The organism is Arthrobacter sp. FW306-2-2C-D06B (assembly GCF_021789175.1).
GTDB lineage: Bacteria > Actinomycetota > Actinomycetes > Actinomycetales > Micrococcaceae > Arthrobacter.
Window position 1 is genome coordinate 1,305,929 of the sequence record NZ_CP084560.1, and the last position, 25,663, is coordinate 1,331,591.

At 65.2% G+C, this 25,663-nt stretch carries 23 protein-coding genes; 13 read left to right on the forward strand and 10 right to left on the reverse strand.

The window, feature by feature from the left end; translation table 11 throughout:
* Positions 1–6: 6 nt before the first annotated feature.
* From LFT47_RS06245 to LFT47_RS06255, 3 genes are all read right to left on the reverse strand, one after another.
* Positions 7–1,443, reverse strand: coding sequence for a class II fumarate hydratase (locus tag LFT47_RS06245; RefSeq protein WP_236816259.1), 1,437 nt, complete (start codon positions 1,441–1,443; stop codon positions 7–9).
* Positions 1,444–1,540: 97 nt separating this feature from the next.
* On the reverse strand, positions 1,541–2,155 hold the full coding sequence (locus LFT47_RS06250) for a carbonic anhydrase (protein ID WP_236816261.1): 615 nt from the start codon (positions 2,153–2,155) through the stop codon (positions 1,541–1,543).
* Between the two features lie 9 nt (positions 2,156–2,164).
* Positions 2,165–2,884, reverse strand: a complete 720-nt coding sequence (locus tag LFT47_RS06255; protein ID WP_236816270.1) for a DUF4245 domain-containing protein — start codon at positions 2,882–2,884, stop codon at positions 2,165–2,167.
* A gap of 204 nt (positions 2,885–3,088) precedes the next feature.
* On the opposite strand from LFT47_RS06255, the gene glpX reads away from it, so the two are divergent.
* On the forward strand, positions 3,089–4,108 hold the full coding sequence (glpX, locus tag LFT47_RS06260) for a class II fructose-bisphosphatase (protein WP_171983398.1): 1,020 nt from the start codon (positions 3,089–3,091) through the stop codon (positions 4,106–4,108).
* Positions 4,109–4,309: 201 nt separating this feature from the next.
* Complete coding sequence (locus tag LFT47_RS06265) at positions 4,310–5,110, forward strand: hypothetical protein (RefSeq protein WP_236816273.1); 801 nt, start codon at positions 4,310–4,312, stop codon at positions 5,108–5,110.
* Positions 5,111–5,145: 35 nt separating this feature from the next.
* On the opposite strand, the gene LFT47_RS06270 is transcribed toward LFT47_RS06265, so the two are convergent.
* The 4 genes from LFT47_RS06270 to LFT47_RS06285 form a co-directional block, all read right to left on the reverse strand.
* Positions 5,146–6,081: a lipid II:glycine glycyltransferase FemX gene (locus LFT47_RS06270; RefSeq protein ID WP_236816282.1), complete on the reverse strand. Its 936-nt coding sequence runs from the start codon at positions 6,079–6,081 to the stop codon at positions 5,146–5,148.
* Positions 6,082–6,084: 3 nt separating this feature from the next.
* Positions 6,085–7,335: a mannose-6-phosphate isomerase, class I gene (manA, locus tag LFT47_RS06275; protein ID WP_236816284.1), complete on the reverse strand. Its 1,251-nt coding sequence runs from the start codon at positions 7,333–7,335 to the stop codon at positions 6,085–6,087.
* A 75-nt stretch (positions 7,336–7,410) separates the two neighbouring features.
* Complete coding sequence (gene purE, locus LFT47_RS06280; protein WP_236816286.1) at positions 7,411–8,004, reverse strand: 5-(carboxyamino)imidazole ribonucleotide mutase; 594 nt, start codon at positions 8,002–8,004, stop codon at positions 7,411–7,413.
* Positions 8,001–9,140, reverse strand: coding sequence for a 5-(carboxyamino)imidazole ribonucleotide synthase (locus tag LFT47_RS06285; protein ID WP_236818424.1), 1,140 nt, complete (start codon positions 9,138–9,140; stop codon positions 8,001–8,003). Before LFT47_RS06285 ends, purE begins: the two co-directional genes overlap by 4 nt.
* Positions 9,141–9,359: 219 nt before the next feature.
* Between LFT47_RS06285 and LFT47_RS06290 the strand changes: the two genes are divergently transcribed.
* The gene (locus tag LFT47_RS06290; RefSeq protein ID WP_236816288.1) at positions 9,360–9,932 is read left to right on the forward strand and encodes a GtrA family protein; all 573 of its coding nucleotides are present in this window, start codon (positions 9,360–9,362) and stop codon (positions 9,930–9,932) included.
* On the opposite strand, the gene LFT47_RS06295 is transcribed toward LFT47_RS06290, so the two are convergent.
* Positions 9,919–10,617: a TIGR03089 family protein gene (locus tag LFT47_RS06295; protein WP_236816289.1), complete on the reverse strand. Its 699-nt coding sequence runs from the start codon at positions 10,615–10,617 to the stop codon at positions 9,919–9,921. The genes LFT47_RS06290 and LFT47_RS06295 overlap by 14 nt on opposite strands.
* A 364-nt stretch (positions 10,618–10,981) precedes the next feature.
* Between LFT47_RS06295 and LFT47_RS06300 the strand changes: the two genes are divergently transcribed.
* Genes LFT47_RS06300 through LFT47_RS06310 form a run of 3 tightly spaced genes read left to right on the forward strand, consistent with a single transcriptional unit; the run spans position 10,982 to position 16,513 of the window.
* The gene (locus LFT47_RS06300) at positions 10,982–11,527 is read left to right on the forward strand and encodes a WhiB family transcriptional regulator (protein WP_236818426.1); all 546 of its coding nucleotides are present in this window, start codon (positions 10,982–10,984) and stop codon (positions 11,525–11,527) included.
* Positions 11,527–14,877, forward strand: coding sequence for a glycosyltransferase family 2 protein (locus LFT47_RS06305; protein ID WP_236818428.1), 3,351 nt, complete (start codon positions 11,527–11,529; stop codon positions 14,875–14,877). Before LFT47_RS06300 ends, LFT47_RS06305 begins: the two co-directional genes overlap by 1 nt.
* Entirely contained in the window at positions 14,870–16,513 is a 1,644-nt protein-coding gene (locus LFT47_RS06310; RefSeq protein ID WP_236816290.1) for a DUF5719 family protein, read from the forward strand. Before LFT47_RS06305 ends, LFT47_RS06310 begins: the two co-directional genes overlap by 8 nt.
* Here LFT47_RS06310 and LFT47_RS06315 read toward each other — a convergent pair.
* Positions 16,507–17,025: a metallopeptidase family protein gene (locus LFT47_RS06315; RefSeq protein WP_236816291.1), complete on the reverse strand. Its 519-nt coding sequence runs from the start codon at positions 17,023–17,025 to the stop codon at positions 16,507–16,509. The genes LFT47_RS06310 and LFT47_RS06315 overlap by 7 nt on opposite strands.
* Positions 17,026–17,122: 97 nt before the next feature.
* On the opposite strand from LFT47_RS06315, the gene LFT47_RS06320 reads away from it, so the two are divergent.
* The 5 genes from LFT47_RS06320 to LFT47_RS06340 all read left to right on the forward strand — a co-directional run bounded on the left by LFT47_RS06320 (position 17,123) and on the right by LFT47_RS06340 (position 22,258).
* Entirely contained in the window at positions 17,123–17,497 is a 375-nt protein-coding gene (locus LFT47_RS06320) for a DUF3499 domain-containing protein (RefSeq protein ID WP_272909617.1), read from the forward strand.
* Positions 17,498–17,671: 174 nt separating this feature from the next.
* The gene (locus LFT47_RS06325; protein ID WP_236816295.1) at positions 17,672–17,911 is read left to right on the forward strand and encodes a Trm112 family protein; all 240 of its coding nucleotides are present in this window, start codon (positions 17,672–17,674) and stop codon (positions 17,909–17,911) included.
* Between the two features lie 40 nt (positions 17,912–17,951).
* Positions 17,952–19,445, forward strand: coding sequence for an adenosylhomocysteinase (ahcY, locus tag LFT47_RS06330; RefSeq protein WP_236816297.1), 1,494 nt, complete (start codon positions 17,952–17,954; stop codon positions 19,443–19,445).
* Positions 19,446–19,561: 116 nt separating this feature from the next.
* Complete coding sequence (locus LFT47_RS06335) at positions 19,562–20,923, forward strand: L,D-transpeptidase (protein ID WP_236816299.1); 1,362 nt, start codon at positions 19,562–19,564, stop codon at positions 20,921–20,923.
* A 102-nt stretch (positions 20,924–21,025) separates the two neighbouring features.
* Positions 21,026–22,258, forward strand: coding sequence for a L,D-transpeptidase (locus tag LFT47_RS06340; RefSeq protein ID WP_236816302.1), 1,233 nt, complete (start codon positions 21,026–21,028; stop codon positions 22,256–22,258).
* Between the two features lie 65 nt (positions 22,259–22,323).
* Here the strand turns inward: LFT47_RS06340 and LFT47_RS06345 are convergent, their stop codons facing one another.
* A complete protein-coding gene (locus tag LFT47_RS06345; RefSeq protein ID WP_236816304.1) occupies positions 22,324–23,124 on the reverse strand; it encodes an RDD family protein in 801 nt (266 codons plus the stop codon).
* Between the two features lie 140 nt (positions 23,125–23,264).
* On the opposite strand from LFT47_RS06345, the gene LFT47_RS06350 reads away from it, so the two are divergent.
* Positions 23,265–24,257 (forward strand): stage II sporulation protein M, encoded by a 993-nt coding sequence (locus tag LFT47_RS06350; protein ID WP_236816306.1) that lies wholly within the window; start codon positions 23,265–23,267, stop codon positions 24,255–24,257.
* A gap of 145 nt (positions 24,258–24,402) precedes the next feature.
* Positions 24,403–25,572, forward strand: coding sequence for a TIGR01906 family membrane protein (locus LFT47_RS06355; protein WP_236816308.1), 1,170 nt, complete (start codon positions 24,403–24,405; stop codon positions 25,570–25,572).
* Positions 25,573–25,663: the final 91 nt, after the last annotated feature.

Consider the following 25,663-nt stretch of genomic DNA (forward strand, 5'->3'; position numbering starts at 1 on the left):
GGGAAGCTAGGCCTTGTGGGCCGGGCGGGTCATGGTGGTGACGTCGAGGGCCTTGTCGAGCTGCTCTTCGCTCAGTTCGCCGCGCTCAAGGTAACCGAGGGATATCACGGCTTCGCGGATGGTCAATCCCTCGGCGACGGCCTTCTTGGCGATCTTTGCCGCCGCTTCGTAACCGATGAACTTGTTCAGCGGGGTCACGATGGACGGGGAAGCCTCGGCCAGGAAGCGCGCGCGTTCCACGTTGGCCGTGATGCCGTCGATCATCTTGTCGGCCATGACGCGGCTGGTGTTGGCCAGGAGCCGGATGGATTCGAGCAGGTTGGCAGCCATGACGGGGATGCCGACATTGAGCTCGAAGGCGCCGTTGGTGCCGGACCAGGCGATGGCGGTGTCGTTGCCGATGACCTGGGCGCAAACCATGATCGATGCTTCGCAGATGACCGGGTTGACCTTCCCCGGCATGATCGACGAGCCGGGCTGGAGGTCCGGGATGGAGATTTCGCCGAGTCCCGTGTTGGGGCCCGAACCCATCCAGCGGAGGTCGTTGTTGATCTTCATGAAGGAGATCGCGATGTTGCGCAGCTGGCTGGAACCCTCGATGAGGCCGTCGCGGTTGGCCTGTGCCTCGAAGTGGTCGCGCGCCTCGGTTAGCGGCAGGCCAGTGTCGGCTGCAAGGAGCTCGATGACGCGCTCCGGGAAGCCTTCAGGGGTATTGATCCCGGTGCCGACCGCGGTTCCGCCCAGGGGGACCTCGGCCACGCGGGGGAGGGCTGCATTGATGCGCTCGATGCCGTAGCGGACCTGGGCGGCGTAGCCGCCGAACTCCTGGCCCAAGGTCACCGGAGTGGCGTCCATGAGGTGGGTGCGGCCGGACTTGACGACGTCCTTGAACTCGACGGCCTTGCGGTCCAGGGAAGCAGCCAGGTAGTCGAGTGCCGGGATCAGGTCGTTGATCAGGGCCGACGTCGCGGCGACGTGGACCGACGTCGGGAAGACATCGTTGGAGGACTGGGAAGCGTTGACGTGGTCGTTCGGGTGGACAACTTTGTCGCTCCCGGCGGCCGCGAGGGCACGCGTCGCCAGCTCGGCGATGACCTCGTTGGTGTTCATGTTGGACGACGTACCCGAACCGGTCTGGAAGACGTCGATGGGGAAATCGCCGTCGTACTTTCCGGCGGCAACCTCGTCGGCAGCGCCGGCAATCGCCTCGGCGAGCTCGCCGTCGAGCACCCCCAGTTCAGCGTTCGCGAGGGCCGCGGCCTTCTTGACGCGGGCCAGCGCCTCGATGTGTGCGCGCTCAAGGGTCTTGCCGGAGATCGGGAAGTTCTCCACGGCGCGCTGCGTCTGGGCGCGGTACAGGGCGTTCACGGGAACGCGAACTTCGCCCATCGTGTCATGTTCAATACGGAACTCGGCCGTGTTGGATTCTTGAGTGGAAGTCATGGGGCTAGCTTATGGCGAGCAGCCGCTTGACCGAAAACCCGTCGAGCAAAGCTACGGCCGTTGCGTGCCACCCCTTCGGGGCGGCCCGGCATCCGGCCTAGAGCTTGCCGATCCCGGAAACCAGCGCCGCGCGGCCTTCGTCCAGTTTGTAGGAAAGCCCGACGACGGCGGCCCGGCCGTCGTCGATCGCGTCGGAAATCACACGGGAACTGTCGGCCAGGCGCCGGGCTGTTTGCTTGACGTGCTCCACCACCATCTCGTTGACGTCCGTCTGCTCGTTGCGCATTGCGGTGAGAACGGAAGGCGTGATGCGCTCGACGAGGGAGCGGATGAAACCTGCGGGCATGTCACCGGTTTCGACGGCAGTCTTGGTCGCGGTCACGGCGCCGCAGCTGTCGTGGCCAAGAATCACGATGAGCGGAACATGCAGCTGGGAGATGCTGTATTCGAGCGAACCTAGGACGGCGTCGTCGATCACTTGCCCGGCAGTGCGGACCACGAAGGCATCGCCCAGGCCGAGGTCAAAGATGATCTCGGCAGCCAGGCGGGAATCCGAGCAACCGAAGATCACGGCGAAGGGATGCTGGTCCTCGACAAGCGAATGCCTGCGGGAAGCATCCTGGTTGGGATGCAGGGACTCCCCGGCGACAAAGCGTTCGTTTCCTTCGCGCAGACGGCGCCAGGCAAGGGCAGGAGTCAGATAAGTAGCCACGGCGCTACTTTACGGCTTTGAGGTAGCAGGCTGCGAAACTGTGTCGCCCGGCTTCGTGCTCGCGTCCGCGGAGGCGACAGGAGCTGCGTCCATTGCCTTGACCACGGCCGCGGCCAGCGTGGAGAACTCGTCCAGTCCCGCGCCGCCGCTCAGGATGATCGTGGTGCCGCGGTAGTTCAGGACCATGCTGCGGTTGCCCTTGGCTGTGTCATGGAGCTCCCAGTCGTGGCCGCCGGCGCTGCGTGTGCCGGTCACCGGAGCGCTGCCGGCCTGCTGGAAAATCCAGGTCGGATTGGCCTTGCGTGTCTGGACAATTCCGATGAAGGCCTGCTTGGGAGTCACGTAACCGACTTCCCAGGTGGGTACGCCATCGCCGGTTCCGGATACCCAGCGGGCGTAGTTCGGACTGAATGTGTCGCCGGTATCCGGCGCCACGGGTGTGAAACCCGCCACATCTTTCGCGTTCGCAGCCGTTGCGGCCACATCGACGTTGGGCTTGTAACCATTGCTCTTTGGCGCCGGATTCATGAGCACGATCGGCAGGAACGCCACCACGCAGAGGAGCAGCGCGATGAGCATGCCAATGACCGACGCGTTGGCCCTTTTGGCTGCTTTGGCCGCGATTACGGGCTTGACCGCAGGCTGACCGGCGTCGCCGGCACCAGCTCCGCCCGTTCCTTCGCTGCCGGAGGGGGCGGCGGCAATTGCTTTGTCTTGCGTTTCACTCACGCTTCAATAGTCTCCTATCCAAGCGGCTAATACACATCGGCCGGTCCGCGCAAGGGGCGTTCCGGGACTTGGTCATCCCATGACCGTGGCGCCCCGCCCCGACTATGATCACTTCTAGAGGAATCATTCAGGCCGACAAGCCCAGCCATTCCTGGTCCCACGAATCGCGTCATCGAAGAAGAGGTTCACGTGTCTCCAGCGCCAATGTCCCAGAAGTATTCCACGATTTCGCCGGCGCTCGCCGTCGGGACCGATGAGCCGGACCGCAACCTGGCTCTCGAACTTGTCCGGGTTACCGAAGCCGCCGCGATTGCCGGCGGTCACTGGGTTGGATTCGGCGACAAGAACAAGGCGGACGGGGCCGCCGTCGACGCCATGCGTTCCTTCCTCCACACCGTCCATTTCAACGGCGTCGTTGTCATCGGCGAAGGTGAAAAGGACGAAGCACCCATGCTGTTCAATGGCGAGCACGTCGGTGACGGCACCGGTCCGGAGTGCGACGTCGCCGTCGACCCGATCGACGGAACCCGACTGACTGCCTTGGGCATCAACAACGCCCTCGCCGTGCTGGCAGTGGCCGAACGCGGCACCATGTTCGATCCCTCCGCCGTGTTCTACATGGAGAAGCTCGTCACGGGTCCTGAAGCCGCCGACATGGTGGACCTGCGCCTGCCGGTGAAGCAGAACCTCCACCTGATCGCCAAGGCCAAGGGCGTCAAGGTCAACCAGCTTAACGTCATGATCCTGGACCGCGACCGCCACCGCCCGCTGGTGGAGGAAATCCGCGAAGCCGGTGCCCGCACCAAGTTCATCATGGATGGCGACGTTGCCGGCGCCATTGCCGCAGCACGTTCCGGCACGGGCGTCGACGCCTTGATGGGCATCGGCGGCACCCCGGAAGGTATCGTTGCCGCGTGTGCCATCAAGTCCCTCGGCGGTGTCATCCAGGGCCGTCTGTGGCCCACGAGCGACGACGAGAAGCAGAAGGCCATCGACGCCGGACACGACCTCGAGCGCGTCCTCTCGACGAACGACCTCGTCACGAGCGATAACTGCTACTTCGCAGCCACCGGCATCACCGACGGCGACCTCCTCAAGGGGGTGCGCTACTCCAAGGACAAGGTCCTGACCCAGTCCATCGTGATGCGCTCCAAGTCCGGCACCATCCGCTTCGTGGACGGCGAGCACCAGGCGAGCAAGTGGGAAGGCTACGCCCGCAAGTAGCTCCTGGCTTAGTGCAAAAGGGCGGCACGATCACTCGGCGGCTATCTCCTCGTTCCTCGTCGATTCTGACGCCGCTGTCACGATCCCACCGCCCTTTTGCGTGCCCGCAGACTTCCGTCGGGCTAACTGGGAGAAAAGGTCCGCGACGGCATTGTCACGTTGTCGCGGGGACTGCGCCTGCCGCTGAACAGCACGGGGACGGTGTCGGAACACTTGCGCGGTTACACCGAGCTTGATTCAGAGTGCTGCCTCAGCCATGGCTCCGCGGCGCGGATCCATGGCATCAGTTTGTCCAAAGCCCTCGAAGAGGACTGGCGGATCCACCTGGCACGCCCGGGCGAGAGGTGGAAACCGCGGCGGCGGAATGTTGTAGGGCACCAACTCACGTTCAAACCGGGTGAAGTGATGATCCTCGACGGCGTCCGGCTCACCTCGCCTTCCCGGACGTTGCTGGACCTGGCCCAATCGATGAACATCGACGACATTGTCGCGGCGGGCGACTCGATCGTCGTCGAGCACGGCGAAAACCATCCAAGGCCGCGCGAGGCCTTGGCAACCATTGACGATTTGAAGGCGATGGCGGCAGCTCATCCCGGCATGCGAGGGGTCCGCAAAGCCCGGCTGGCCCTTGATCTGGTCCGGGTCGGCGCGGATTCGCCGCAGGAAACGCAAATGCGCCTCATATTGCTGCATGCAGGTTTGCGTGAGCCTACGCTGAACCACGTCATCTTCAACGAGTGGGGCGCTCCCGCTGTATGGCCCGATGCCGCTTACGTCAAGGAGCGGGTCGCCCTCCAATACGACGGGAAGCATCATGGGGAAGCTGAGCAGTACCAGAGGGACATCAGGCGCCAGTCGCTAACGGAACGGCTGGGTTGGCGCGAAGTCCGGGTCCACCATGAGGATTTGCTCGGGCCCCGCCCGGAAGTGGTGGACAAAGTTCGGCGGGCGCTACGCGCTGGCCGCGAGTTGGCAGCAGATGCCCGCAGAATCGGATTTTGAGGGCATCTGCTGCCAGTTCGCGCGGAGAAAGAGGGCTAGCGGAGCTTTTCGCGCAGCTTCCGGGCCATTTGGTAGGCGCCGTAGCGGAACTTGTTGACGGGGAGGTCCCACGTGCCCGGGTAGGCGATTTCACGGCCTCCGAAGGACTTCTTGAAGGCAGTGAATCCGGCCCACTTGTGGTCAGGCTCGTCCTCCGGAGCCACGCCCCACAGGTCGACGTGCTTGAGCCCCTTGTCCTTCGCATCCGCCATGATCGTCACGAGCAACGGAATGCCCGCGCTGAGCTTGCGGTGCGTGTCATCGAGCGCCGCGTGGGCGTAGGTGCGCGTGTCGGCGGAATCGTACGCCAGGGCAGCGGCAATGGGCTCGCCCTCGAGCTCGGCGATGAACAGGGTGGCGGCGCCGGCGGGCATGAGGGAGCGGGCCACCGAGCTGAGGTATTCGTCGCTCTGGGGCTTGAAGCCGTTGCGTGCGGCAGTCATATGCAGGAAGTCGAGAAGCACTGAGATCTCTTCAGGATCCTGCGAAGACCGGAAGGAGACACCCTTCTTGTGGATGTTGCGGTACAGGTTCCGGTTGGTGGGTTTCATGCCCGCCAGGACGTCCTTGAAGTCGCCGTCCAGATCCACGATCCAGCTCAGTTCCGGCTGCTGGTTGGACGGCGCCGGCTGGAGGCCGCGTGCCCGCAGTATTGCCGCGGCGTCGGCGGCTTCGAACCCGGCGGTGACCGGTTCCATCCGGACAAACACCGCCTTGCTGCGGCGCGCGATCGCCACCAGTGCGGCTACGGCTTCGTCGAAGGCCTCCAACGAGCCGGCCACGGGTCCGTAAGGCGTGTAGATGACCTTGCCTGCGGGGTTCGTTTCCTCCATGGCGAGGAAACGCCAGCCCGGGCCGGACTCCTCATGCACGGTACGGCCGAGGGAACGCTGGAAGGACGCCCATGCGGGCGACTGCAGGAAGTACTCCACGCTCTAGTTCCCCAAGCCTGTTGTGACGGCAAAGGCAACGCTCGTTCCCGTTGCGCCGGCAACCGGGTGCACCATGACGGGTTCTTCGGAAGCCGGGATGAATGCGCTCCCGCCTCGCTCCACGGCGAGTTCGCTCTTGGGGGAGTCCAGTACGACGGAACCCGAAACCACGACGACGACGGCAGGACCGGCCTGGGCCATCGGTACGGGTTCCGCTCCGGGAGCCAACTCGATGCGCTGGAGTTGGAATTCCCGGAACGGCGGCACGTACAGGTCCTGGCCGAAGCCGGAGGTCCTGGGCTCGATGCGCGGTACGCCGAGGGAAGCGAATTCGATGGTTTTCAGGAGCTCGGCGACATCTATGTGCTTGGGGGTGAGGCCGCCACGGAGCACGTTGTCCGAAGCCGCCATCACCTCCACACCGAGGCCTTTCAGGTAGGCGTGGACGTTTCCGCCCGGTAGGTACACCGATTCGCCCGGGGACAGGAAGACAAGATTCAAGAGCAGGGATATCAGGACACCGGGATCGCCCGGGAACTCACTGTTGATGTCCACCAATGTGGAGAGTTCCGCAGCGTGCTGACCCATCGGCGCGCCCGATTTCAGGATGGAAACCACCTGATCCGTCGCGGCGGAGACGGCATCCCCGCCGGTGATCAGCCGGGTGAACGCTGCTTTGAGTGCCGAGGGCTCATCGGACCCGGAAAGGTCCGCGATGACTCCGGTGATGACCTCAGGAACGTCGACGGCGGCAAGGTCCAGGAGGGTCGCGAGGTGCTCGAAGACACGCTGCGAATCGGCCGCCGGACGGAAACCGCAGAGGGCGTGGAACGGGGTCAGCGCGAAGATCATCTCCGGCTTGTGGTTGTCGTCGCGATAGTTGCGCTCGGGTGCGTTCGCCGCCATGCCTGCGGCATTTTCCCGCGCGAACCCGTCCCTGGCCTGCTGCAGGCGGGGGTGCACCTGCAAGGACAGCGGCTTGTCGGCTGCGAGGAGCTTGGTGAGGAACGGCAAGCGGGGACCGAATTCAGCCACGCTCGTTTCACCAAGGAAGTGCACGGGATCCACGTTGATCAGGGCGTCCAAGGCGACGGAAGACCCATCCGGACGGGTGGCCACGGACGGCGAGTCCGGGTGAGCTCCGATCCACAACTCCGCCTCCGGACCACCCGAGGCGGGCCTTCCCAGCAGAGCGGCGATCGCCGTCGTCGATCCCCATGCATAGGGGCGGAGAACATTCTCAAGCTGGTACACGGCAGGGGATCCTTGTCATTGCGGAGGGTTCATTCGGGATTGCCGGGGATGACCTTCTAGCGGCTGCCCAGACGCTTAGCGGCTGCTGCGGGCGGAGACGTTCGCACTGGAGAAGACTTCGGCGACCTTGTCGCGGAGCCTGGCCCCTTTTTCGGTAGCGGTGTTGTTCAGCTCCCGGGCGAATTCGAGCAGCTCGCCACGAAGCCGGACGGCCAGCTCGTCGGTTCCGGACGCCAGCATGCGCACGGCCAGGAGGCCGGCGTTGCGCGCGCCGCCGATGGAAACCGTGGCCACGGGAACGCCGGCGGGCATCTGCACGATGGACAGCAAGGAATCCATGCCGTCCAGGGTTTTCAGCGGGACCGGGACGCCGATGACGGGCAGCGGTGTGACAGAGGCGAGCATGCCCGGCAAGTGGGCGGCGCCGCCTGCTCCGGCGATGATGACGCGGATGCCGCGCTCATGGGCGTTCTGGCCGTAGCGGATCATTTCCGTGGGCATGCGGTGGGCGGACACGACGTCGGCTTCGAAGGGGATGCCGAATTCGGCCAGGGCGTCTGCCGCGGCTTCCATGACAGGCCAGTCGGAGTCGGAGCCCATGACGAGGCCTACGATCGGAGCGGCGTTCGCCGCGCCCGCGTTTCCGGCTTCCATGTTTCCTGCGCTCATGCGGTCTCCTCTGAGGTGGTCCCGGCCGGCATGCGGCCGTTGCGGATGATGTCGGCCACTACCGTGGCCCGGCGTCGGATGGAGTCGACGTCCGCTATCGAGTTGCCGACGAGGTTCACGTGCCCGATCTTGCGGCCGGCCCGCACGGACTTGCCGTAGCAGTGGACCTTTGCGGCAGGTTCGTAGGCGAGGGCCTTGGGGTAGGCGCTGTAGAGATCCTGGTTGTCGCCGCCCAGGAAGTTCTTCATGACCACCACCGCGCCCAGGGCGTCGGTGGCGCCCAGCGGGAGGTTGAGGACTGCGCGCAAATGCTGTTCGAACTGGCTTGTGACGGAGCCGTCCTGCGTCCAGTGGCCGGTGTTGTGCGGCCGCATGGCGAGTTCGTTGACCAGGAACCCGACTCCGACGCCGGGCGTTTCGAAGAGTTCCGCAGCCATGACGCCCGTGACTCCGAGTTCATGGGCGATTCGCAGCGCCGCCTCTTCGGCTGCCGCAGCGACTTCCACAGGAATGTCCTGGGCCGGCGCAATCACTTCGTCGCAGACGCCGTCCACCTGGACGGTGTGGACTACCGGCCAGGCGCGGGATTCGCCGTCGGGGGTCCTGGCGACGAGCGCGGAAAGCTCGCGGCTGAAGTCGACCTTCTCTTCGGCCAATAGCGGGCTCATGGCTTCGAACCAGTCCGTGGTGGTGCGTGCGTCCTCGGCGGAATGGACGATGCGCACACCCTTGCCGTCATAGCCCCCGCGGGGGGTCTTCAAGACAATCGGCCAACCGGTCTGCTCGCCGAAAGCGATCAGGTCTTCGACGCCGCGGACCGCGGCCCACGCCGGATTGGGGAGGCCCAAGCGGTCGATCGCGGCGCGCATCACGAGTTTGTCCTGCGCATGCACCAAGGCATCGGGGCCTGGCTGGACGTTGACTCCGGCCTCGATCAGCGCCCTCAGGTGTTCGGTGGGGACGTGCTCGTGGTCGAATGTCATGACGTCCAAGCCCTCAGAGAACTCAAGAAGGGCGGCGAGGTCCTTATAGTCGCCAATGGGAGCCGTTGCCACGGCCTGGACCGCGGAAACGTCCTCACCTTCGGCAAGGACCCGGAGTTCAAAGCCGAGAGCAGTTGCGGCCGGGGCCATCATTCGTGCGAGCTGTCCGCCGCCCACCACGCCAATTACAGGAAAAGTCACAAGGTTCAGCCTACCGAACCTGCAGCTGGTTCCCAGATTCTGCCCGCCGCCGGGTCCTGGGAACCCGGCTCAAGGCCGCCGGCGCGGAATAATTCGGCAAGCTCCAAGGAATCGGAGCTAAAATGGAGCCTTCGGCCCATCGGCCCCCTAGAACAACGGCCATGGAGGGTCATGATCAACACACTTGCAGATCGCATCCGCGGGCTCGCCTCGCTCTTTTGGCGCGAAGTAGCCAAGTTCGGCGCTGTAGGCGGTGTTGCGTTCGTCATAGATAACGGCTTGACCTACTATCTCATGCACGGCCCGATGACGGACAGTGAGGCCAAAGCCCGGTTCGTCGGCGCCACCGTGGCCACCGTGTTCTCCTGGATCGCCAACCGATTCTGGACATTCCGCCACCGCCGCCAGGCGAACGTGGTGCGCGAGTTCGTCATGTTCATCATCATCAACGGCATTGGCATCGGAATCTCCACGGGCCTGACCGCCATCGCCAAATACGGCATGAACATCCAGGACAAGAACGTCCTGTTCGCTGCCGGAATCGTCGGCATCCTCGTCGCCACGGTAGTGCGCTTCTTCGCTTACCGCTTCCTGGTGTTCAACAAGGAACTCGACGAAGAGCCAGCCTTCTCGCATGACCACGAGATCATCGAAGCCCACCACAAGGCCAAGGCCAAGGCCATGCATGCCGCTAGCACCGCGGCTGACTCCGATGAAGGCGAAGACGCGGTCAAGCGCCGCTGACGCGCTCGTTGTCCAGTAGGTGCTGGGTGACGTCAACGTCCGGGTGCACGAGGACAACTGAACCGTCTTTGTTCCACGCACCCAGTGCGTCGGCGAGGGCCGACTCCAAACCGTCGGCCGCGCGCACCAGCAGGCGCACGCCCGCGTCGTGTTCCTTGGCGAATCCGTCCAGCAATTCCCCGTGCGAGTGTCCGGTTTCAGGGCGGCGCAGGGCCGGCATTGCCGCGTCCGGTTCGGAGTGCGCCATGAACACGTCGCCGTGGGAGCGGACTTCAGCCGCGTAGTCCACGACGCCGACCGGCAGCTCTCCGGGCCAGCGCATCGCGAGTGCCGCGAGCGGCACGGCGACGACGGCGTCAAAGCCGGCTCCGGCTCCGACGTCGGGGGTGTCCGTGACAAGCAGGTCGGCGCTACCGCCGTCGAGCACCAGCTCCATCCCCAGCTGCCACCCGGCCAGCGCCCACACGAGGGACTTCCAATGGGCCGGTAGATCCAAGCGAAGGCTCATGCCCGGTTCGGCGTCGAACTCGTCCTGAAGCAGGTTGCTGGTCTTGGCCACCCAATTGTCCAGGACCCGGCCTGACAGCTCCACCCGTTCGGCGTCCGGCCCGTACCAGGTCAGCCGGGGGGATGTGGAGTGTCCGGAGCGCAGGGCTGCCATCAGGTTCATCGCGGGGGTGGTCATGGCTACATCTTGCCACGAGGCGCGCGGCCCGTCGCTGGAGCATGTGAATCGCACCACTTAAGGCTGGGCGGCGGCGATGGCCCGGCATTGCAGGGGGCAATCAATTTGCCTGAAATTCAATGAAAATACATCTTAAGTGAGTCAATGCTTCCGTTTTCCGCGGAGGCGCGCGGCTGAGGCGAAAAAATCGCGGGCGTGGCGTGACCGCAGTTAGTACGGAAAGTTGATTATTATCCCGGCGTGGCTTGACGGCGCGGTAGTTACACGCGTGTAATTAGATATCGAACGCCGCTGCGGGAGTATCGGGTACATAACCGAGTACCGAATGAGCACGGCAGCAGCTGCACACATCAGGAGGGACGCCATGGGGCAAGCGTTGCGTATCCAGGAAGATGCAGTCGTCGCGGAATATGCGTCGGTGAAGTACCGGTCGCGCGAAGTTCCGGGGGATTGGTATGTTGACCCGGCAGATCCGCAGGCGGCGGATCGCTATATAGAGACCACTCGGGAGTCGCTGGAAGACGAGGCAACAGCCTTTCTTGCTGCCCACGAGGCGCTTGTGGGAGGCGCGCCGGCAGATCCGGAGGACGATCTCGACGATCCTCCCATGGAGCTGCGCCGTCCGCTCGACAACCCGGCACAGCCGGTATGGATCGGGCTTCCGCGCCAGGGGGACTTCGACGACGAAGGCGAACTTGGCTGGCAGACGGACGCCTTGTGCGCCCAGACGGACCCGGAGGCGTTCTTCCCCGAGAAGGGCGGCTCCACCCGGGATGCCAAAAAGGTGTGCGGTGCGTGCAATGTCCGTTCGCAGTGCCTTGAATACGCACTCGCCAACGATGAACGTTTTGGTATCTGGGGCGGGCTCTCCGAGCGTGAACGCCGCAGGCTGAGGAAGCGAGCGGTCTGATTCTCAAGGCAGTACACGTTACCGCCGTCGTCGTCTCGCATGACGGCGGTAACTATCTCCCCAGAACCCTGGCGGCTCTGCTGGACCAGACGCGTCCGGCAGATGCCGCCATTGGCATTGATACGGGCTCCCGCGACAAGTCCGCCGCACTGCTGCAGCGGGCCCTCGGCAAAGCCAATGTCACCAGCACGGGCGAACACAAAGTAGGTTTCGGCGCGGCCGTCATGGCCGGCCTGGCCCGCTCGGCGCCACCTTCGCAGGAGCCAGGAGCCGTGGAGTGGATCTGGTTGTTGCACGACGACGCCGCTCCCGCTCCGGATGCTCTCGCCGAGCTGCTTCAGGCAGTCGAGCGCGCCCCCTCGGTCACTGTCGCCGGTTGCAAGCAGTTGGCCTGGAATGCGGAACGCAGGCTCATCGACGCCGGCCTGTCCACGAGCCGCTGGGCCGAACGGCTGACGCTCATTGAAGCCGACGAACTCGACCAGGGCCAGTACGACGGGCGCACAGACACTTTCGCGGTGAATTCCGCAGGCATGCTGATCCGCCGCGATGCCTGGGAGCAGCTGGGCGGCTTCGACCCCGCGCTTCCGGGCGTGGGAGACGACATCGACTTCTGTTGGCGCAACTGGCTTGCGGGCAACAGGGTTGTGGTGGTTCCGGCGGCGCGCATGTTCCATGTGGAGCACCGTCCCCACAGCCTGGCGACACCTGCGGCCGCACGCAAGAGCCAAGTCCATTTGAGGCTCACCCATGCTTCGCCGTGGAAAGTTCCGCTGCACGCTTTCGGCGCATTGCTCGGGAGCATGGTCAGGCTCATCCTGAGCGTCCTGGTCAAAGAGCCCGGTCACGGCATCTCCCAGCTCGGCGCCACCGTTGCCGCGCTCGGCCGTCCCGGGGCGATTTGGCGCTCCAGGCTGAACGCGGCCCGGACGCGACGCGTGCCACGGTCAATGGTCAAGGGTCTGCAGACTCCGCGGCGCGAGGTTTGGGCCCACCGCCGGTCCCTCGTCGAGGCGATTGGCGCAGACGAATTCCAGGAGACGGATTCGCTGGCCCCGGAACCGAGCGGCGACGCCGGCGACGATTTCGTGGCCCTAGCGACCAATGAGCGGGGTTGGATCGGCACGGGCGCCGTGGCCGCCGGGTTTGTTGCGCTGGCTGCTTCCATCGTGGGGCTGTTAGGGCTCCTGGGGGCAGGCGGGGTGACGGGCGGAGGCCTCCTGCCGTTGTCCGCCGCAGGCGACATCTGGCGGGCCGCGTCCACGTGGTGGATCGGCCTGGGTGCAGGCTTGCCCGGACACGGGGATCCCTTCGCCTACATCCTGTGGCTCGTGTCATTGCTCGGAGGAGGCGCCTCCGGCACAGCCATCGTGTGGCTGTTGTTGCTGGCCATGCCGCTGTCCGGCCTGGGCGCCTGGTTCGCCGCGGGCGCGATGACCACGCTGCGCCGCTACCGTTTCATTGCCGCGCTGATCTGGGCCGGAGCGCCGGCCCTTCAAGTCGCCTTGAATCAAGGAAGAGCCGGCGCCCTCCTTGCCCACGTGGCGATGCCGCTGCTGGTACTTGCCCTCTTCCGGGCCACTGGATCGGCGCTGGGGCGGGACACTGCGTTGGACCGACAACCGAATCACGATCGGATCCAGCCATCAGGCTACGCCGCAGCCAAGCTGGTGACGGGAAAGCCGGGCGTCAACGGCACTCCGTCATGGACTGCTGCTGCCGCGGCGGGCCTGATGCTCGCTGTCGTGACGGCTTCTGCGCCGTCCCTGCTGCCCCCCTTTGCAGTACTCATTGTTTTTTGCGGCATCGCCTTGGGGCGGCGCGGCCGGACCATTTGGTGGTCACTCCTTCCGAGCGCCGCGCTCTTTGCGCCGTACGTCCTCTCGGTCCTTGAACGGCCCCGCACCCTGCTGGCCGATCCAGGCCTCCCGCTGGGGTTCGAAGCCGCACCTTTGTGGCAGCAATTGCTCGGCCAACCCTTGAAATTCGACGTCAACGGCGGATTGGCCGGCTTGGCACTATTCGGCCCGTCGGGTATTCCGTGGGCGCTGGCGTTTGCCCTGCTGCTCGGTGCCCCGGTCCTGCTCTTGTCCATTGCCGCGCTCTTTGTGCCCGGAAGGCGGTCCCGCGTCACGCGTTTCCTCTGGGCAGGGGCCCTTTTGCTCCTTGCCTGGGCGTGGCTCGCTGGACATGTGGCAACGGGCGTCGACGGCAACCTGCTCGTGGCACCTTTCACGGGGCCGGCAGTTTCGGCCGCCGGGTTCGCGTTCCTGGGAGCGGCGCTGATCGGCGCCGATAACCTCCTCCGGCTCACAGCCAAGGCAGAAGACGGCCGCACGGTCCAACGCGCGGCAGTGCGAACCGTTTCCGCTGTGGCAACGCTTCTCCTCCTGGCCGGACCCCTGGCCAGCATGGGCCTGTGGGCAACCCAGAATGTCCTGGCCAGCGCGGACACTTCCCCTTCCGCCAGTGGCGCGCTTGGCACGCCGCGCCTGGTCCAGCCCTCAGGGCAAGGCACCCTGCCGGCCACCGCCGTCGACCACGGCCAAGGGCCGGAACAGACCCGTACCCTGGTCATCACCGCCGGTGAGAACGGTGGCTATACGTCATCCCTCATGCGCGGCGCCGGGACGACATTGGACTCGCTCTCCACTGTCGCCGCGGGCCGTTCCATCGTGGGTTCACCCGGACAGGAACGCCTCGCGGCCGACGACGACGCTACCGCGTCCATCCGGAACGCCGTAGCGACGATTGTCGCGGGAACAGGCGTAGATCCCCGGCCAGGCCTTGAGCAGCTCGGTGCCGGATTCGTGGTTCTCAAATCAGCCGACACCGCAGCCCAGCTGACGGCCAACAAGATCGATTCCGTCCCCGGCCTGGTGGCTGTGGGAAAAACCGATTCCGGGTGGCTCTGGAGGGTCACGCCGCTCAACCAGGCCGCCGCGGCCGACGCCGAGACGGCACACCGCGTCAGGCTGGTGGATGCCAAGGGTGCCGTAGTTGCACTCTTGCCCTCCCTCGGAACCTCTGCCGCCGGCGACATCCCGGCGGGCGGGGACGGACGCCTGGTAGTGCTCGCTGAGCGGGCAGACGCCGGTTGGAGCGCGTGGTTGGATGGCCGCCAACTGAGCCCGACGACGTCCGGATGGGCCCAAGCTTTCACCTTGCCGTCTACAGGCGGCCAGATCGAGATCCGCTACACCACAGTCTGGGAGCCTTGGCTCAGCATTATGCAGGCCGTAGTGATCGGCTTGACCGTCCTGCTGGCCATCCCCATGCCTGCCCGCAGGCCGAAAGCCGGCCTCCTGAAGGAACAAAACTCCCTCCGTAAGGAGTACAGCAGTGTCTGACAACCAAGGCCCGGCACCCGAGCTCAGAGCGGGGTCAGGGAAGCGCGGCCAGCGCAAAGCCGGGAACAAGAACAAGGCCGTTGTGTTGGGAGCGCTTTCCGCGACGTTGCTCCTCGCCGCAGGGGCCGGAATGGTGTCGGCAGCATCCATCCTGCCGTCCCCGTCGGGAAGCAAAACGCTGGACATGTCCCTTGCGGATGTCCCGGCGGGCAGGACAACCGCAGTGTGTCCGGCATCTCCCCGTCTTGCAGAAGGAACCGCCGCGGGCACCGACAGCCAGTTCAGCCCCGTTTCACGTTCGGCAAAGAGCTTCCTGGATGCGGTGGTGCTCAGCGACGCCGCCGGATCCGTTCCGGGGAGCAACCTCGCCTCGCTCGGCGGATCCGCGATCGCCGACATTGCCAAGCCTCCGGCTGCCGCCCAAGTCCCGGCGTCGGGCCCTCCCGTGCTGAACGCCGGCGTCGTGGCCCAGAGGCCCGCGGGCGACGTCACCGTGGTGGGCGCCGATCCCATCAGTGGCCAGAAGGCCGCGGTGGCGGGCTTGATGAGCTACACCGCGAGCGACGGCGACCTCCGCGGGCTGGCGGCGGCACCCTGCCAGCAGCCGATCAACGATGCATGGCTCCTGGGAGCAAACACCGCGCTGGGGAGAACTGCGGTTTTGAACATCAGCAATGCCTCGGGCACACCCGCTACCGTGAATCTCGAGCTGTTCGGTGCCCATGGACAGATCCAAGCCCCGGACAGCCGTGGCTTGCTGGTTTCGCCTGGAGCCACCCGATCCATCAACTTGGCCGGACTGGCCCCGAACGAGGGTCAGCTCTCGGTGCATCTGCGCAGCAGCGGCGGCCCCGTCGCGGCAACCATCCAGCAGAGCGTCCTCCGGGGCCTCACCGCCGGTGGTGTCGAGCTCATTACTCCCGGTGCCGGCGCCGCCGATGCCCAGGTCATGACCGGGGTGGACGTCCAGGACCCGGCAGCCGTGAAGTCGCTCGCGGACAAGCCCGGTTTTGCCGACGTCGTTCCGGCCTTGCAGATTACCGTTCCCGGTCCGGTGGACGCCGTCGTGGACGTGCGTTTGTTCGGGCCGAACGGCCAGCGCGCCTTGCCCGGTGGGGGAGCGGTGACCGCCAAAGCGGGTTCGGTTACCGAAGTGCCCCTCACGGGTGTCCCGGCCGGCATGTATACCGTCAGCGCCACATCGGATGTTTCCTTCGCAGCGTCCTCCCGCGTAACGCGGGGGCTCAAGGCCGAGGACCCCGTTGATTTCGCCTGGTCTCCGGCAGCAGTCCGCTTGGGTAGCCAGCATGTGATGTCGGTGCCCCAAGGCGGAACCCGCTTCCTCAGCTTCGGCGTGCCGGCGGGCAGGGCCACGGTCAGCTACACGCCGGTCACCTCTGACGGCAAGGTACACAAGACCCAAACGGTCGACATCGCCGGGGGGACCACATCGGTCATCGGCGTTCCGGATAAGTCCGACGGCGCCGCGGTCTCGGGCTACATCGTGTCGGCGTCAGGGGACGCTGCCTACGGCGCGCTCGTCCTCGGCCAAGGCGATCAACCAGGCGTTTCGGTCCTGACCATCCAGGATGGCGCTGCGGGCCACGAAAAAGTACAGGTCACGCTCGGTTACTGATAACGACGGCGGTAAACGGGGTCCAGGGTCTCCGGCGGCACTCCGAGCATCTCGGCGGTGTACTCGACGACCACGTCGTGCACCAGGTCCTGAAGGTCCTCGCGGCCACCGGTGGTGTGCTCGACGACGCGCCGATAGATGGTGATGACGGGTCCTGCGCCGTGGGCTGCCGGGGTGTATGAGCCCAGCGGCGCCGCAGTTCCCTCGGCCACCAGTTGCTCAAGGTTCGGCGGGATCTCGTCGACGGCGAATGCCACGCCGTCGAGCCGTTTGCCCCACATATCCTGCAGCCGCTCCGCGGAATCGAGCACGAGGTCGTCGAACCTCTCGGCACGCGTCCGGTAGCCGGGAAGGTTGGGAAGGATGATTTCCCCGCGCAACCCCCGCCCGTGGCGGTTCCTGCGGCGCTCCCTGAAGCCGCGTGCGGACGTGGCCGCCGCCGTCGTTTCCTGGCTGTCCCCGGTGTCGGACAATTGGACTGTGAAGCCCGGAACGTGGTGCTGTGACTGCATATATCGACTTTAGACCCGTGGTTCCACCAACGCGACATAATGCGCGCGAAGGGGCAATGCACCGCGCCGCGGGGAAGTGCGGCTAATCTGGGATGTTGTGGGTGCAATCCGTCAGTGTTCCAGATCAGCCTGCCGCCAATCCGCGGTGGCTACTTTGACGTACGTTTACGCCGAGTCCACGGCGGTGCTGGGTCCGCTGGCCACATATGCCGAGCCGCATTCCTACGATCTGTGCGCGCAGCATGCCGAATCGCTGACTGTGCCGCGGGGCTGGGAAGTCATGAGGCTCGCCATGCCATCCTCACCGCCTCAGCCCGGGCCGGACGATCTCCTTGCCCTGGCGAACGCCGTGCGTGAAGCCGCGTCGGCCCCGGCCGCGCCGGAACAACGCACAGTCCGCACACCCTTCGACGGACCGGCCCCTGCAGAGGGAACCAGGCGCCACCTGCGCATCCTGCGCGATCCTTCCTGACCCCCGGACAACAGGAACTGCGCGTCCCCTGACGCTGTGTGTCGCCTTATGTGTCGCCGCTCCCCGCATGACAAGCTTTGTGACACCGTGCGCTGCGCCGCCGGGTTGTACTCTGGAAGCTGCCATATCTGTCCACAGCGGCGTCCGCGGGATGCCATCCAGGGAGCTTCAACCATGCCAAAGGTCAGTCCTGAATTGTTGTCCATCCTGCGGTGCCCTGTCACCGGGTCCCCGCTGGAGCAGGACGGCGAGGAACTTGTCACGACGGCCGCTGCCGCGTCGGGTGAGAAGCTCCGCTATGCCATCCAGGACGGAATCCCCTTGCTGCTTCCCCCGGAGCTGCTGGCGGCCGCCAACGCCGCGGCCTCGGACCAACACGACGCAGGCCAACACGACGGCCCCGGCCACGCCTGAGCCCCCTGACTCGACCATTCGGTACTTCCAAAGGACTTCCATGACTTTCGACTACAAGGTTGCAGACATCTCCCTGGCTGAAGCCGGGCGTCACCAGATTCGCCTGGCCGAGCACGAAATGCCGGGCCTCATGTCGTTGCGCGCCGAGTTCGGTCCGAGCCAGCCGCTCAAGGGCGCGCGCATTGCGGGATCCCTGCACATGACCGTGCAGACCGCGGTGCTCATCGAGACGCTGACAGCCCTGGGCGCCGAGGTCCGCTGGGCCTCGTGCAACATCTTCTCCACGCAGGACGAGGCCGCTGCCGCCGTCGTGGTCGGCAGGGGAACCGTGGAGGATCCCCAGGGTGTTCCCGTGTTCGCCTGGAAGGGCGAGACTCTCGAAGAATACTGGTGGACCGCTGAGCAGATCCTCAGCTGGCCGGGCGCGGACGCCAACCCGGAGCTGGGCCCCAACATGATCCTCGACGACGGCGGCGACGCCACGCTGCTGGTCCACAACGGCGTCGAATTCGAAGCCGCAGGCGCTGTGCCCACGGCCACGGAAAGCGATCCCGAAGAGTATGCGCTCGTCCTTGATGTGCTGCGGAAGAGCCTTGCCGCCGACCCGAAAAAGTGGACCCGCATCGCGGCCGGCATCCGTGGCGTGAGTGAAGAAACCACCACGGGCGTGCACCGCCTCTACCAGCTCGCCGAACAGGGCAAGCTCCTGTTCCCGGCCATCAACGTCAACGACTCGGTGACCAAGAGCAAGTTCGACAACAAATACGGCATCCGCCACTCCCTGCCTGACGGGCTCAACCGCGCCACCGATGTGCTCATGGGCGGCAAGGTCGCCGTCGTCTGCGGTTATGGCGACGTCGGCAAGGGCGCCGCTGAGGCGCTTCGGGGCCAGGGTTCGCGCGTGATCGTGACGGAGATCGACCCCATCTGCGCACTCCAGGCAGCCATGGACGGCTATCAGGTAGCCAAGTTGGATTCGGTCGTGGAGCAGGGGGACATCTTCATCACAACCACCGGCAACAAGGACGTCATCATGGCCTCGGACATGCTCCGCATGAAGAACAAGGCGATTGTTGGCAACATCGGCCACTTCGACAACGAGATCGACATGGCCGGGCTGTCCAAGGTCCCCGGCGTCCAGAAAGTGGAAATCAAGCCGCAGGTGCACGAGTGGGTGTTCCCCCCGGCCGACGGCCGCGAAGAGCGATCGATCATCGTGCTGTCCGAGGGCCGCCTCCTGAACCTGGGCAACGCGACCGGCCACCCGTCGTTCGTCATGAGCAACTCCTTCGCGAACCAGACGATCGCCCAGATCGAGCTGTGGACCAAGAAGGACCAGACTGGCTCTGGCCCAGGGGCCGGGCGCGAATACTCGAACCAGGTCTACGTGCTGCCCAAGATCCTCGACGAGAAGGTCGCCCGCCTGCACCTGGACGCTTTGGGCGTGGAACTAACCGAGCTCAGCAAGGAACAGGCGGAATACCTGGACCTTGACGTCGCCGGGCCGTACAAGCCGGAACACTACAGGTACTGAGTACACCCGCTGGGGGCGCGCCGAGGCGGGCTCCCAGCCAATATCAAGCCGCGCCCTTTAGGATGCGGCTGTGGGGCGTGAGTTTTTTGGGGGCGTGAGTTTTGGAGAAAACAGGAATGGGCCTTAATCCCGACGGCGAGCAAGCGGACACTTTCGAGCATGTGGACGCTGCGCGGCTCTTCGACGTTGAGCAGGAAAGCACCAGTGCCCGGCACTTGGACGCTGGGCACTTGGACGCTGGGCACTCGGACACGACGCCGACGAAGCGAAGCCGGTTCCGCAAGGTCGCCTGGATCGTGGTTGTCTGCCTCATTGCCGCGCTCAGCGGCACGTTCGCCGCAGTGGCCCCGCATGCGGCCAGCGCGGCAATCGAGTCCGAGGGATCATCAGGTGAACGCAGCGAGGCGGCAGCAGTGCTGCCTGTCGTGAAGCCTGCCACGGTTGTTGCCTCGCCTGCGAGCGGGGCCAAACAGGTGAACCCGGCTGCGCCCGTCACGATCAGCGTCAAGGACGGAACCCTGGACAGGGTCTCCCTGACGAGCGCCCGAGGGAAGACCGTCGATGGTGCGTTGACCCCGGATGGACTGAGCTGGACCGCGTCCACGCCCCTCGAGTTCAACTCCTCCTACACCTTCAATTACACCGTTGCGGATGCGGCCGGACGCCCGACGTCGAAGACTGGATCCTTCACAACGGTTTCCACGCAGAACGAGGCCGACGCCGCCATGTACCCCCTGGACGGGGCGAAGGTGGGCGTGGCGCAGCCGCTCCAGCTCACGTTCAGTGAACCCGTGGTCAACAAAGCCGCCGTCGAGAAGGCCATCAAGGTTACCTCCACGTCGGGCCAGGCCGGGGCCTTCCACTGGTTCAGCGACACCATGGTGCGTTACCGTCCGGAGAACTTCTGGGCAGCGAACAGCACCGTCACCGTGGACCTCAAGCTGTTCGGGGTGGACTTCGGCAACGGACAGATCGGCAACTTCAACAAGTCGAACACCTTCAAGATCGGCGATAAGAAGGTGGCGGTGGCCGATGCGGTTGCCCACACATTCACGGTCAGTGTCAACGACCAGCAAGTGGGCCAGTGGCCGGACACCATGGGAGACACCAGGTTCCCTTCCGCGCGCGGCTACTTGGTGCTCATGGAAAAGTACCGGGTAGAGCACATGGACGCCTCGACCATCGGCCTCAAGCCGGGGGATCCGGCCTACTATGGACAGCTTGACGTCAACTACGCCACGCGCCTGACACCCAGCGGCGAGTTCATCCACCAGGCCACCGACTCGGCCCTGCCGTACATAGGTGTCACGAACCTCTCCCACGGCTGCATCGGACTGGGACCCGACGGTGCGAAATGGGTGTTCGACAACATGACAACTGGAGACGTCGTCCAGGTGGTCAATACCCAGGGTGACTACGCCAATTTCGACGACGGCTTTGGCGACTGGAACATCCCCTGGGCCCAATACGCCAACTAACACGGCGCGCCTTTCGGCACTGTCGGGGACGCATCAGTACCCCCGGTAGACTTGGCGGGTCAGTCTTGGGGGCTGGCTTCTGCCGGGGGATGTGGAGTTGCTGTGGCGTCGCAAAGGAAGCGCAAAGCCGGGAAGATTCTCGGAATCATGGGGATGTGTGCCGCGGTTGCGGCCGGAGGAATCGGTGCTGCGACCGCCCCGAATTGGCTGCAAACGGGGGTCGAATCAGAAGCGGGATCGCCGCAACGCACGGATGTCGGACTGGGGTCCGCCGTCGTCAAGGCAGTAGAACTGGGAATTACGCCCCTTGACGGTGCCCGCGAAGTGAATCCCGCCGTCGGGCCATCCGTGAAGGCCGTGCACGGCACGCTGAAGGACATTGAACTTGTGCCGGCCACGGGCGGCAAGGCCGTCAAGGGAGCCATCAGCGCCGACGGCAGCACCTGGTCCACGCTGGATCCTTTGGGGTTCAACACTGAGTACCGTTTTGGCTTCACCGTTGTTGATGGCGCGGGCCGGGAAATCCGGAAGACCCAATCGTTCACCACGGTTTCCACGCCCAACGAGGCCAACGCCATGGTGTTCCCCAACGACGGTGCCGTCATGGGTTCTGGCCAGCCCATCGAAATCAACTTCAGCGAGCCCGTGGCGGACAAAGCCGCCATGGAACAGGCCGTGAAGATCAGTGTTTCCTCGGGCCAGAAGGTGGCCTGGCGCTGGTACTCGGACCGTAAAGTTCGTATCCGCCCGGAGACCTTCTGGGGAGCCAACACGAGCGTCACCGTGGACATGCCTCTGTTCGGCAGGGATTTCGGCAACGGAATGATCGGCAACTCAGACGTCAAGGCCACGTTCACGACCGGTCCACAGCGGATAGCGGTGGTGGACGACGCCACCAAGACCATGAAGGTGTATTTCGACGGCGCGCTCGTCAAGACCGCTCCGGTGACCCTCGGCAGTCCGGATTGGCTCTCGCCCACGGGCTACGCCGTGATCATGGAGCAGGAGCGCCACTCCAGATTCAACGCCGGCAGCATCGGCCTCAAATCCGGTGACAAGGGCTACTACGCACCGCTCGTCGTCGAGCACGCCAACCGGCTCACGAACTCAGGGGTCTACGTTCACCAGGCACTTCCATCGGCTTACGGGGCCGTCGGCGCGTACAACGTCTCGCACGGCTGTGTTGGATTGCTCCCGGCCGACGCCGCGTGGTTCTTCAACAACATGCGTACGGGGGACGTGGTGCAGGTGCTGAACACCGGTGCCCCCGTCGTGGAACCGCTGGAAGGCTTCGGCGACTGGAACATCGCCTGGGCCGGCTACGCGAAGCGCTGAGCGCTGCCGGGACTTGCCGCAGCTATGCCCGACGGCGTTGCTCACCCTGCGTGCCGCGGGCTTGGCTAGCGCGTGAACGGAAGCCTGCTGAGTCGATCGCCGACAACGGCGCTGCGTTGTTCTGCGCGGCGCAGCCGTTCCAGGTCCCGGTTTCTGCGCTCGCCCAACACAGCGTGCAGGTAGCCTTCCGGTGTGGTTCCGGGCGGCGGCGACGGGGCGACGTAAGCCGCCAATTCGCTCGCAAGGGCCGCGGCCATGTGGGCGCGCGAGTCCGGCGCCATCCGCCAGGCCTGCTGGACGAACTGTGATGCCCGCCGCGCCATGCCGTCCGGAACCCTGCCGATATCCGCGAGTCCCACCCATGCCTGCAGGTACGGAGGGGCATAGGGGAGGATTTTAGGTTCAGCGGGAACGCGCTGCCTGAGCGAATAGGTTCCGGCCACAACGTCTCCGAGCCTCTTCGATTTGTCGTTGAACAGTGCCACCGCAATGGCCAATCCGCCGAAGGTCGCGTAGATCTCCAGGAAGCCGATCAACCCGCGGATCACCGCGTGCCGGAAGCGGATGGATCCGCCGTCGTCGCGCACAATCCGGAGCCCGGTAGCCAGCTTGCCCAGCGAACGCCCGCGGCTCAGCGTCTCCACCGCTACGGGGACGACCACGAGGCACAGCACCACGCTGGACAAGGCCATCGCCCGGCCCGCGGCCGCGTCCACATGGGGTGCCGCCATACCGAGCAGGAACAACACACCCAGCAGCAACGCAATGTGAGCCACGACGTCGAGCATGAGCCCGAGTGCCCTCGCCCCGAACGACGCCGGCCGCAGTTCAAGGACCACGGCCTCGCCGGTAATGATCGAACTCAAGCCCGCCCCCAAGCATTGCCACGACGTCCGCAGGACCGGACGGCTCCCGCTGGATCGAGTCTAACCGCGGCCACGGATGCGGAGGAGGGGTTTGCTTGGATGTGGGACTGTTTGGGGAGGGTTGGGATTAGGGTGGAGCCGTGGACATGGATGCCTTCTCTGTCGTGAACGGGACGAAATGGTCCCGCTTGAACGAGCTCGCGCACAAACGGCGCCTTGACGGTGGTGAAGCCGACGAGCTTCTGCGTTTGTACCAAGTGGTGTCGTCACACCTGTCCCTCATCAGGTCCGTGGCCCCGGAGAGCGCGCTCTCCGCCTCTTTGTCGGCGGCCCTCGCCCAGGCCCGTACCCGCTTCACCGGGGCGCGGTCGAATTTCATCGAAGACCTCGCCCGCTTTTTCGTGGTGTCCCTGCCCGCAGCGTTCTACCGCTTGCGCTGGCTCACGGTCTGGTGCGGGGTTTTCTTCTGCGTTGTGGCAGGCGCCTACACCCTCTGGATCGGAACGTCCGCGGACGCCTTGAGGGCCCTCGGAAGCAGCACTGCCGTGAAGCAATACGTCGACCATGACTTCGTCGGCTACTACTCCGAGAACCCCGCTGCGTCTTTTGCCGGCGCCGTCTGGACCAACAATGCCTGGATAGGGGCGCAGGCCGTGGCCTTGGGCATCACCGGTTTCTGGGTGCCATACGCGCTTTTCGCGAATGCACAGGGCCTGGGAGTCGCAGCGGGCGTGTTTGCCGCCACCGGCAAGATGGACGTGTTCTTCAGCTACATCCTCCCGCACGGCCTCATGGAGTTGACGGCCGTCTTCATCGCCTCCGCGGGCGGCCTCCGCATTTTCTGGGCCATGGTTTCCCCGGGACCGCGGCGTAGGATGCAGGCAGTCGCGGACGAAGGGCGTTCCCTGATCACGGTGGCCCTCGGCCTGGTGCTTGTCCTGTTCGTTTCCGGACTTGTCGAGGCATTTGTGACGCCGAGCCCGCTTCCTGTGTGGGCCAAGATCCTGATCGGTTCGCTCGTTCTCGCGGCATACTGGGTCTATGCCTTGGTGCTGGGCGGGCGGGCATTCCGTGCAGGCGCCACCGGCGACCTGGACGCAAACGATGCCGGCTACCGGGAGATAGCCGCCTGACGGCACCCGGGTCCGGCCGCAATCCGACGTTCGCCGGGGTGGCTCATCGTCTCTCCGCGAGGGCTGGCGGTAGGCTCGAAGGCAGAGAAGATTGCCAGCGGACCGTTCCTGCTCCGGCATGTGAATCCTACGGAAGTGAATCCAAGTGACCGAGAAGAGCCCGATCCCCAAAGACCCGGACGCGGATATCCACGACGACGGCGACGAGCCGGCCTTCGAATGGATGAAGCCCGCCCCCAAGTCCGCGGCCGCTGACGTACGCCCGGCAGGGGCCGCTGACGGAGCGCGGGACTCTTCGGCGAAGCGCGTGCCAGAAGAAGGCAAACAGGGAGCTGGGGCCGTGTCAGGCGCAGTTGGAGGCGAAGCTGCACGGCCTCTCGCCGAACGGCCCGTCGCAGCACAACAGCCGGAGAGCCGGGCAGACCGCAAAGCCGCTGAGGCTGCGGAGGCCGGGCCGGAACCGGCCCTCTTCGCAGAGCCTCTGCCGACGTCGGCCCTTCAGGTCCGCCCGCCGGAAGCCGAGGTGGAACGCCGCAACCACGAGCGGGAGCAGGCCGCCAAAGCCAAGCCGCTGGCGCCCCGCATTTTCCAGGTCCTGCTCGCCGCCTTCTACCCGGTGGTCCTCCTGGTGCTGGCAATCCGCGCCGTCGCGAGCCCGCTGTTCCTGTGGGTGGAGTATTACCGGCCGGGCTTCCCCGGAGACGGCTATGGCTTCAATGCCGATGACCGGATGACGTATGGTTCCTATGCCCTGGACTATCTCAGCAACTGGTCCGGGCCACGCTACTTGGGCGAGCTTGTCAACCACAACGGCGAGAAGTTGTTCAAGGAGGGCGAAGTTTCCCACATGGCCGATGTCAAGACCGTGATGCTCTCGGCATTCGGGGCCGGCGCCCTCATGATCATCATTGGGATCATCGCGATGATCTATCTGCGCAAACGAAGCACGGGAGGGATCCGCCGCGGACTCTTTGCCGGTTCGATCGTCACCTTGGTCCTCATCCTGGGACTGGGCACGCTTGCGGCACTGGGCTGGCAGCAGTTCTTCACGGACTTCCACCACATCTTCTTCGCCAACGGCACCTGGACCTTCGCACTCGACGACACGTTGATCCGCTTGTTCCCGGGACAGTACTGGATGGATTCCGGAATTGCGATCGGCGCCTTGGTCTTCATCACGGCGCTGCTGACCCTCATCTTCACTTGGCCTACCCGCCGTCGTCGCGGACTCTCTCCCAAGAACGAAGCCGCCGCGGACGACAGTGTGGATACCGACCCGGAGGTCCGCGCGGAGGCCGGCACGCCGGAGAAGTAGCGCCGCCGCAAGAACGAAGAAGCGGTCCGCCTTGGAATATTCAATCCCAGGCGGGCCGCTTCTTTGCGCGCGTGCCGTCCTGACCTTCCGG

Excerpts from the sequence above, each read along its gene's own strand:
- LFT47_RS06245 (WP_236816259.1), bottom strand. The coding sequence starts at position 1,443 with ATGACTTCCACTCAAGAATCCAACACGGCCGAGTTCCGTATTGAACAT.
- LFT47_RS06295 (WP_236816289.1), bottom strand. The coding sequence starts at position 10,617 with ATGACCACCCCCGCGATGAACCTGATGGCAGCCCTGCGCTCCGGACAC.
- LFT47_RS06285 (WP_236818424.1), bottom strand. The coding sequence starts at position 9,140 with ATGATGGCCCCGGCCGCAACTGCTCTCGGCTTTGAACTCCGGGTCCTT.
- LFT47_RS06315 (WP_236816291.1), bottom strand. The coding sequence starts at position 17,025 with ATGCAGTCACAGCACCACGTTCCGGGCTTCACAGTCCAATTGTCCGAC.
- LFT47_RS06325 (WP_236816295.1), top strand. The coding sequence starts at position 17,672 with ATGCCAAAGGTCAGTCCTGAATTGTTGTCCATCCTGCGGTGCCCTGTC.
- purE (WP_236816286.1), bottom strand. The coding sequence starts at position 8,004 with ATGAGCGCAGGAAACATGGAAGCCGGAAACGCGGGCGCGGCGAACGCC.
- ahcY (WP_236816297.1), top strand. The coding sequence starts at position 17,952 with ATGACTTTCGACTACAAGGTTGCAGACATCTCCCTGGCTGAAGCCGGG.
- LFT47_RS06290 (WP_236816288.1), top strand. The coding sequence starts at position 9,360 with ATGATCAACACACTTGCAGATCGCATCCGCGGGCTCGCCTCGCTCTTT.
- LFT47_RS06335 (WP_236816299.1), top strand. The coding sequence starts at position 19,562 with ATGGGCCTTAATCCCGACGGCGAGCAAGCGGACACTTTCGAGCATGTG.
- LFT47_RS06300 (WP_236818426.1), top strand. The coding sequence starts at position 10,982 with ATGGGGCAAGCGTTGCGTATCCAGGAAGATGCAGTCGTCGCGGAATAT.
- glpX (WP_171983398.1), top strand. The coding sequence starts at position 3,089 with ATGTCCCAGAAGTATTCCACGATTTCGCCGGCGCTCGCCGTCGGGACC.